The following is an 8,446-nucleotide window of genomic DNA, read 5'->3' on the forward strand; positions in this document are numbered from 1 at the left end:
ATTCATGAATTGGTCAAAAAATGGTTAGGTTCTTTCACACTTTTTTCACATTGAACATTTACACTCATAGGAGAGTAGTTAAGAGGAGATTGAGATGAAAAGGATAAAATTAATGATCATTGCGATTTGCGCCTTATCCATTATTCTTTCAGGGTGTCAAAAGGAAAAGTATAAAAAAATCAATGAATCGATATCCTTTTTTGCTTCGGTAAATTTAAAAGATGGTAGTTTATCCTTTCAAGATGCAAAGACTGGGAAGAGCCTAGCTACATGGGAATTAAAACGTCCTATTACTGGTGCCATTCTATTAGAGGATAAAGATACATTATTAGTTTATGGCAAGCAAATGAAAACTGTCGATGTATTCTCTTTAAGTAAAGGCATCCAAATAGATTCATGGGATGTCGGGGAAGGAATTGTGCAAATTGTACAATTAAAAACAGCAAAAGAACTAGCTTTCGTTGATCAAATGCATGATGAAATTCGTTTTTTTTCTGAGGATGGAAAAGAGCGGCACTCTGTAAAAACAGGGAAATCTCCAATTTCATTGGTCGAATCAGAAAAGCTAAACCAGATTTTCGTCTTGAACTTCCATGATACAAAGGTTTCAGTGATTAACACAAAAACGTATAAAGCAGAGGAAGAAATACGTGTTAATTCCTCTTCGGCTGGTATCCTTCTTAATGAAAATGATTCACAGCTTTGGATAGGTGGTCATGGATTGGGGTCTAATATTGAGGAAAATGTAAATGTGTATTCAATTAAAACTGGCCAACTAATTAACAAGATTCATGCACCTTCCATGCCAATCTTTCTGACAAATACAAAGGAAGGTACGTTTATAGTGAGTCATGGTTCTAGTTTAGTCTATCGCTGGTCCCAAAATAAGCTAGAAAAAATTCAAGTCGGAGTAAATCCTTTTTATTTACTTGAATATAAAGATCTTCTTCTGGTAGCTGGTTACGATAGCAATGATATTTCGGTTTTAGACCCAAAAACGTTGAAAGTAATAAAAACAGTTAGTGTCGGAAAAGGACCTTTCCATTTGTTAGCAAGGGAGTAACAGGATGATGACCTATAGGGTATTAATTGTAGATGACGAAGAGGATATGAGGCATTTATTAGAAATGTATTTAATGAATTCTGGCTATCAATGCCTTCAAGCAAAAGATGGGGTTGAGGCGTTAGAAGTTATTGAAAAACAAGAAATCGATATCGTCTTATTAGATGTGATGATGCCGAAACTGAATGGCTTTGAAGTATGCGAACAAATCAGGAAGTCAAATGAAACCCCGATTATCTTTATAAGTGCAAAAGGGGAAGAGTGGGATAAGGTGAAGGCATTAAAGCTTGGCGGTGACGATTATGTTGTTAAACCTTTTAGCCCTGGAGAACTCATTGCTCGTATAGAGGCACTTTTAAGAAGAGTAGGTAAAATACAAACTAATGACAAAATGGCAGAAATACAAGTAGGGAATCTAACCATTAATGAAATGTCGAGAAAGGTAGCAGTTAATCAAAAAGTAATCAATTTAACCTTAAAAGAATATGAACTCCTTTTATTTTTATATGAACATAAAAATCAGGTCCTAAGTAGGGAACAACTATTAAACCATATTTGGGGTGTGGATTACGAAGGTTCTTTAAGGACTGTTGATACTCATATCAAGACTTTAAGGATGAAACTTAAGGGAGCGGATTACATTCACACAGTTTGGGGAATTGGCTATAAATTTGAGGAATTTGCATGAACATCTTTAAATTAAACCTGGCTACAAAAATTTGGATTACAGTTGCTACTACTGTCATAGTTTCATTGGTATTTGCCTATTTATTATCTCAGTATTTTTATGAGAAACTATATGTAGCTCATGTAAAGGAAAACTTGTTAACACAAGCGGAATTATTAGCGAGTGATTATAAGGGTGGTCCGCTATCCGAAGAGTTTAAAGAAAAAACTGAATGGTATAATACGAAAAACAGTGCAGAAATTTTTGTAGTGAATAATCCTAGGGAACTAAGTGCTTGCCTTCCTTTCGATATTGATTATAAAACTTTGATTTCTGAGGAAGAACGTCAGAATCTTTTGAATGGAAAGGCCATTGAAAAACAAGGATATGAAGAACGATTTGATAGAACAATTCTGGCCGTGATTTACCCATTACTTGATGGAGATAGACTTGAAGGAATCATTTATCTTTATCTTCCTCTAGCTTCAATTGCAGAATTAATGAATGATTTTACAACTTTTTGGCTGATTTCAGCATTTTTGTTTATTATCGTCTTCCTATTTATTGGAACGCATTGGATTAATCGTCTCATAAAACCGTTAAAAGAAATGAAAAACGCAGCATATCTTGTTTCAAAAGGTGACTTTAACACGAGAGTGGAAACACAAGGTAATGATGAAATAGGGAGTCTTGCTATAGCTTTCAATCAAATGTCTGAAGCGATTCAAAGGGAAGATGAACGAAAAAGAGAATTCCTAGCAGATATTTCTCATGAACTAAGAACACCATTAAGTTACATTAAAGGCTACACACAAGCCTTAATTGATGGAATTGTTAAAACCCCTGAAGATGAAAGAAAATATTTGAACTTAGTGGCAAAAGAGACGTTACATCTTCAACAGTTGGTCCAAGATTTACTGGATCTTTCAAAATTAGAATCAAAACAGTTTGAGATGGAAGCTCAACCAATCGCTCTTGCTCAATTCATAGAAGAGCTACTTGAAAAATATCAGGTGAAATTATTAGAGAAAAGGATTCAACTAAAAGTGGAACTTGATCCTGAACCCATCATTTACGGTGACGAATTAAGACTAGAGCAAGTTTTACAAAATGTAATAGAAAATTCAATCCGTTATACGTCAGAAAATGGGACTATCACCGTATGTTTGACCGGAATGAAAAATCAGTGCCAAATCATGATAGAGGACACGGGAATTGGGATTGCAAAAGAGCACCTATCTAAGTTAACGGAAAGATTTTATCGGGTTAATAAAGCAAGAAGTAGGAATGACGGAGGCTCAGGGTTAGGGTTGTCCATTGTGAAAAAACTAATGGACATGCATAGAGGAAATATCCATATAGAAAGTATAGTGAATAAAGGCACTAAAGTATTTTTACAGTTTCCGACTATTAATGAAGAGTAAAGAAGGTTGAATATTAATGAAAAAGCTGATGATAGCGTTATTTTTATTCCTATTAATTTTAGCAGGCTGTACGAAAGCCCAGCCTAAGAATGAGGAAATTGAATTTTTAGAAGTCAATCTTACAATAAATCCGGAGCACGCAAAGGTAAATGAAACTATCCAGTTTACTGCTGATGTCTCTTTTGGAAAAGAAAAAGTCGAAGACGCTGATGAAGTCAAATTTGAAATTTGGCGTTCAAAAAGTGAGGAACATGAAGAAGTAGTAGTACAACACTCTAAAGATGGTAAATATGAATTGGATAAGCAATTCAGTGAAGAAGGCACGTATTATGTTTATGCCCATGTTACAGCAAGGGGCATGCATAATATGCCGAAAAAAGAATTCATTGTCGGTACAGCAAGCGAACCCGAAACAGATAGTAATAGTAATATGAACCACTCAGAATCGAAAAAAGAAGAAAATAGTTCGCATCATCATTAAATTCATTAGTATATGGGAAGGGCTTTTCATCAAATTTGATGGAAAGCTTTTTTAATTGAGCTCTTTTAATGCTACAGCCTTAAGAATGAAAGAACTAAAAAAAGTCGTGACTACTGCATTGGACCTTTGTATTTCTTCGTGAGGTTTATTTTCATGAGGATCACTTCATGTTATGAGAGAAAAACATGTTTGGGTAGATCAGCTGCTAGAAAGACACAAGGAACTGGAGTTCTTAAAAAGGGAAGCAATTAAGTTGTTCAAATTCTATAGTTTAATAATAGAAGAAACGGGTATAAGTTCTGTAACCTCACTTATGCGAATAGTTATGTACTATATGTGTAACTGTTGAGGTGAATAACATGACCGAAGATAGGCTAGCTGAATTAACTTCACCTGAGGATCAAGCAAGCTTTGTAATTAAAGAAGAATCAATATTTGGAGAAGATATACCCAATCAATGGTCTTTTAAAGTAAAGAAGATAGAATCGGTAATATTCAATCCTCCATTAGCTGAGAAGATTAAAAATAATACCCTTAATGAAAATGTAGAGGGTTGTGAGGATTATTTCGTAAATATAAAAAAAACCTTAATCATTAAGAATGACGGAAAAGCTTTTATCACCTTTGATGTAAGTCACTTCATAGGATACACCATTTATGTAATTAACCAACAATCTGATGAATCGATTCAATTTTATGTAGAACTCAGCCCAGATAATATTCATTTCATTAAAAAGTATGGAAATAACGATTTACAGGAAGATGATACCGATTATGTGACTATACATGATCTGTCTCAATTTGTTCGAGTGAAACTCAATGGTAGACCTGGCAAAAAGGTATTGATTTTCTTACAAGCAAAAAAAGTAATCGATGATAAAAAGTTGTGGTAAAAGAAACGTGTTTGTAACATTAGTAATTAAATGAAAGCGCTCAAAAAAGCGTCAATACCAATGTTTTATTATGTATCTGGTAACGCTGGAATTAATGTGCATACTTGGTAAAAAAAGCAATCTCATTCCAAATTTATACAATGCTTATCCTCCTTAGTTTAAAGGAGGACTTTTTTTGTTTTTTAAGACCCAGTAATTTTAAAAGTATATAAATCTTAAAGCCTGGAAATCTATGGATCTATTGTTACAAAAATCGTGTGTTATGATTTAGGAGCAGCAACACCACAGCAAAAAAAACTACTGAACAAACAGGAGGCATACCTTTTATGAAAAAGAAAGCACTTGTTACTATAGCAACAGCAGCAACAATTATGTTCTCAGGAGCGGCAGCAGGTAAAGCAGATGCAGCGGCACCAACTACAAACGTTAAAACATCAGTTTACCAATTTAATAGTTACCAAGAGTTCAACACTCAATTAAATCAGATTTTAAAACAATATGGCTTTACAAATGGAATTCCTCAATTAAAAGGACAAACTATTACTAAGCCTTGCCCAGTTCCACAACAACAAACTGCAGCACCTGTAAATAAACCAGCTACAACAACTCAAAAACCAGTAGCCGCTCCAGCACAAAAACCAGCAACAACGACACAAAAACCGGCAGCGGCACCAACCCAAAATACTACAGCTCAAAAGCCAGCAGCTACAGCTCCGACTCAATCAGCACCATCAACTTCAGGTGCAGTTAGCGCTTATGAGCAAAAGGTAGTAGAATTAACGAACGCTGAACGTGCAAAGGCTGGATTAGCAGCTCTTAAGCTTGATACTGCATTAAGCAATGTTGCACGCAAGAAATCTGAAGATATGAAGAACAAAGGATATTTCTCTCATACAAGCCCAACTTACGGTTCTCCTTTTGATATGATGAAACAATTCGGCATTTCTTATACTTCAGCTGGAGAAAACATTGCACAAGGTCAACAATCTCCAGAAGCAGTGGTACAAGCTTGGATGAATAGTGAAGGTCACCGTGCAAACATCATGAACTCAAGCTTCACACACATCGGTGTAGGTCATGTTGCAGGCGGTAACTACTGGACTCAAATGTTCATCGGAAAATAATAGAATAAATTTAATGGACCTCTCCAGTTGGAGAAGGTCCTTTTTATATTTTCGCAGAAGAAACATTCATTTTACTTGTTTATTACAGGTTAGTATACTGAATTTACAGAAAAAATAAGGGGTGCTTCAATGAATGCGTTCAAGGCTGAATTGTTGCTAGTGTTAGTTGCTATCTTTTGGGGTTCGTCATATTTGTTTATGGAAATGGGTTTACAATCCATATCGGAATTTAACTTAATTGCACTTCGGTTTGGATTGGCCTTTTTACTTGCTGCTTCTCTTTTTCTTAAACGCTTATGCCACATTGATTTTATGACTTTAAAATTCGGAATGATCTTAGGCTTAATTTTATTTTTGATTTTCACAGCTATAACGTTTGGATTGAAAACGACTACTACTTCAAATGCTGGTTTTTTAGTTAGTTTAACAGTTGTTTTTGTTCCTATTATTAGCTCTGTTGTCTTAAAAAAGAAAATGGAACATAAACTGATCTCCAGCATAATATTAGCGCTGATCGGTATTTCATTTCTCACGATTAAACTACCACTTCACATCATGCCCGGTGATTTGTTTTGTATAATTGCTGCTTTTTTATATGCCTTACATATTTTAATTGTCAGTTTTGTTGCACAAAAAATAGATACATTGAATTTAGGAATTATTCAATTAGGGTTTGCGGGAATATTTGGATTAATATTTTCCTTGTTTATAGAAACACCAACCTTCCCAACCTCAACAAAAGGTTGGGTATCAATCCTTGCACTAAGTATTTTTTGTAGTGCTTTAGGGTTTATAATACAAATTGTCGCTCAACAATATACTTCTGCAACAAAGACTGGACTGATTTTTTCTTTAGAGCCTGTTTTTGCAGCTATCTTCGGTTTTATATTTTTGGATGAAAATATGTCAACCATAGGAGTTTTAGGAGCAATTCTAGTTTTGTTAAGCATCATTCTTACCAACACTATTAATAAAAATGAAAAACTTTCATCTTCTATGGAAAAAAATGCATCATGATTGCGGAAGAATTGTTAGAAGTGAAAGTTTTATTGAGGATACAAAGGTAAAGAAAGCAATTGTCAATGAATACTCACCTACATGTGTAGAATTAGAAAGTTCTTCGGTAGGTCATGTAGCTTTTATTAACAATACTCCATTTATTATCATTAGATGTATTTCGGATCATGCAGATGTGGAAGTAACTACTACATAAGAAGAGTTCGAAAGTATGGCTGCAAATCAATCTGCTTCAGTATTGATTGAAATGATAAAAAATCATTATAGTATTACATATTGCCATTCAGGAAATCGCTTTGAAACATTAGTAATACTTTTAGTGAGAAAATAAAAGTGTCAACAGTGATTTTTTATTATGTATTTGGTAATGGGGGTATAAATTAACCTTGATTGGAAATATTTAGATAGGTTTACATATATGTACAAACGTTAAATCTTCCTTTGTATGAAGAGGATTTTTTTGTGTTTTATATAAACCTAGCACTTTAGTGAATATTAGACTATAAATTTGGTAATCTATGGAGCTAATATTACAAAAAACACGTGTTATGATTTAGGAGTAGCAAACACAGCAACAAAAACTTCGAATATACAGGAGGCATACTTTTATGAAAAAGAAAGCACTTGTTACTATAGCAACAGCAGCAACGATCATGTTCTCAGGAGCAGCAGCAGGGAAGGCAGATGCAGCAGCACCTACTACTACAGATAAAACTTCGGTTATTAAATATAATAATTTCCAAGATATTAATGGTAAATTAAATGAAATTTTAAAACAGCAAGGATTGTCGAACTTAGTTCCCCAACTAAAGGCTGGAGGTAATGAGGGTGCAACTAAGCCTTGCCCAGTACCTCAACAACAAACTGAGGCACCAGCGCAAAAGCCTGTAGCAGTTCCATCACAAAAACCAGCAGCAACACCTACTCAAGAAACTACTGCCCAAAAGCCAGCAGCTACAGCTCCAACACAACCAGCTGCATCAACTTCTGGGGCAGTAAGTGCTTATGAACAAAAAGTAGTGGAATTAACAAACGCTGAACGTGCAAAAGCGGGACTAACTGCGTTAAAGCTTGATACGGCGTTAAGTGACGTTGCACGCAAGAAGTCTGAAGATATGAAGAACAAAGGGTACTTCTCTCATACAAGCCCAACGTACGGATCTCCATTTGATATGATGAAACAATTCGGTATTTCTTATACTTCTGCTGGAGAAAATATTGCACAAGGTCAACAATCTCCTGAAGCTGTGGTACAAGCTTGGATGAATAGTGAAGGTCACCGTGCAAACATCATGAACTCAAGCTTCACACACATCGGTGTAGGTCATGTTGCAGGTGGTAACTACTGGACTCAAATGTTCATCGGAAAATAATATCAATACAAAAAATTAGGACCTCTCCAATTGGTGAGTTCCCAGATTGTCGACAAAAGACATCGAGAGGCCTCCCTCTCGATGTCTTTTGTCATTTCTGGAAAGGATTCCGGGTAAAATACGTTGATTTCCGCTCCAGGCACTTGCTTTCCGGGGGGCAGGCGGTGAGCTTCCTCGTCGCTAACGCTCCTGCGGGATCTCACCTGTCCTGCTAATCCCCCAGGAGTCAAGCGCCCTCCACTCCAATCAACTAGTTTGGCTCACACTCTAGCAGGCTGCCAAGTCCAAGTTGCCATTTTCTTTAAATTCATGGCAGCAATCGTAAGCATCGCCTGCATAGACAATTTTTTGAGACCTCGTAAGGTTGTCTATCGCAAACCATGCTTTTCTTTCGCATCTACAAA

At 35.6% G+C, this 8,446-nt stretch carries 9 protein-coding genes and 1 pseudogene; 9 read left to right on the forward strand and 1 reads right to left on the reverse strand.

Annotated elements, in window-relative coordinates; genetic code table 11:
- The first annotated feature begins 94 nt into the window (after positions 1-94).
- The 9 genes from DBX25_RS14205 (at position 95) to DBX25_RS14245 (ending at position 8,042) form a co-directional block, all read left to right on the forward strand.
- Positions 95-1,063 carry a YncE family protein gene (locus tag DBX25_RS14205; RefSeq protein WP_108671478.1) on the forward strand — a complete coding sequence of 323 codons (969 nt, stop codon included), beginning with the start codon at positions 95-97 and terminating at the stop codon, positions 1,061-1,063.
- Between the two features lie 4 nt (positions 1,064-1,067).
- Positions 1,068-1,751, forward strand: a complete 684-nt coding sequence (locus DBX25_RS14210; RefSeq protein WP_108671479.1) for a response regulator transcription factor — start codon at positions 1,068-1,070, stop codon at positions 1,749-1,751.
- Complete coding sequence (locus DBX25_RS14215; RefSeq protein ID WP_108671480.1) at positions 1,748-3,154, forward strand: sensor histidine kinase; 1,407 nt, start codon at positions 1,748-1,750, stop codon at positions 3,152-3,154. The genes DBX25_RS14210 and DBX25_RS14215 overlap by 4 nt, the downstream gene beginning before the upstream one ends.
- A 16-nt stretch (positions 3,155-3,170) precedes the next feature.
- On the forward strand, positions 3,171-3,635 hold the full coding sequence (locus DBX25_RS14220) for a FixH family protein (protein ID WP_108671481.1): 465 nt from the start codon (positions 3,171-3,173) through the stop codon (positions 3,633-3,635).
- Positions 3,636-3,994: 359 nt separating this feature from the next.
- A complete protein-coding gene (locus tag DBX25_RS14225) occupies positions 3,995-4,528 on the forward strand; it encodes a DUF6385 domain-containing protein (RefSeq protein WP_108671482.1) in 534 nt (177 codons plus the stop codon).
- Positions 4,529-4,854: 326 nt separating this feature from the next.
- Positions 4,855-5,652 (forward strand): CAP domain-containing protein, encoded by a 798-nt coding sequence (locus DBX25_RS14230; protein ID WP_108671483.1) that lies wholly within the window; start codon positions 4,855-4,857, stop codon positions 5,650-5,652.
- Positions 5,653-5,781: 129 nt separating this feature from the next.
- Entirely contained in the window at positions 5,782-6,669 is an 888-nt protein-coding gene (locus DBX25_RS14235) for a DMT family transporter (protein ID WP_108671484.1), read from the forward strand.
- Positions 6,659-6,865, forward strand: coding sequence for a phosphorylase family protein (locus DBX25_RS14240; protein ID WP_157950979.1), 207 nt, complete (start codon positions 6,659-6,661; stop codon positions 6,863-6,865). The genes DBX25_RS14235 and DBX25_RS14240 overlap by 11 nt, the downstream gene beginning before the upstream one ends.
- A gap of 412 nt (positions 6,866-7,277) precedes the next feature.
- Complete coding sequence (locus DBX25_RS14245) at positions 7,278-8,042, forward strand: CAP domain-containing protein (protein WP_108671486.1); 765 nt, start codon at positions 7,278-7,280, stop codon at positions 8,040-8,042.
- A gap of 260 nt (positions 8,043-8,302) precedes the next feature.
- Here DBX25_RS14245 and DBX25_RS14250 read toward each other — a convergent pair.
- Positions 8,303-8,446 (reverse strand): annotated as a pseudogene (locus DBX25_RS14250) (transposase); the annotation flags it as partial.

This window comes from Peribacillus acanthi, from assembly GCF_003073175.1.
Taxonomy (GTDB): domain Bacteria; phylum Bacillota; class Bacilli; order Bacillales; family DSM-1321; genus Bacillus_BN; species Bacillus_BN acanthi.

Excerpts from the sequence above, each read along its gene's own strand:
- DBX25_RS14205 (WP_108671478.1), top strand. The coding sequence starts at position 95 with ATGAAAAGGATAAAATTAATGATCATTGCGATTTGCGCCTTATCCATT.
- DBX25_RS14210 (WP_108671479.1), top strand. The coding sequence starts at position 1,068 with ATGATGACCTATAGGGTATTAATTGTAGATGACGAAGAGGATATGAGG.
- DBX25_RS14215 (WP_108671480.1), top strand. The coding sequence starts at position 1,748 with ATGAACATCTTTAAATTAAACCTGGCTACAAAAATTTGGATTACAGTT.
- DBX25_RS14220 (WP_108671481.1), top strand. The coding sequence starts at position 3,171 with ATGAAAAAGCTGATGATAGCGTTATTTTTATTCCTATTAATTTTAGCA.
- DBX25_RS14225 (WP_108671482.1), top strand. The coding sequence starts at position 3,995 with ATGACCGAAGATAGGCTAGCTGAATTAACTTCACCTGAGGATCAAGCA.
- DBX25_RS14230 (WP_108671483.1), top strand. The coding sequence starts at position 4,855 with ATGAAAAAGAAAGCACTTGTTACTATAGCAACAGCAGCAACAATTATG.
- DBX25_RS14235 (WP_108671484.1), top strand. The coding sequence starts at position 5,782 with ATGAATGCGTTCAAGGCTGAATTGTTGCTAGTGTTAGTTGCTATCTTT.
- DBX25_RS14240 (WP_157950979.1), top strand. The coding sequence starts at position 6,659 with ATGCATCATGATTGCGGAAGAATTGTTAGAAGTGAAAGTTTTATTGAG.
- DBX25_RS14245 (WP_108671486.1), top strand. The coding sequence starts at position 7,278 with ATGAAAAAGAAAGCACTTGTTACTATAGCAACAGCAGCAACGATCATG.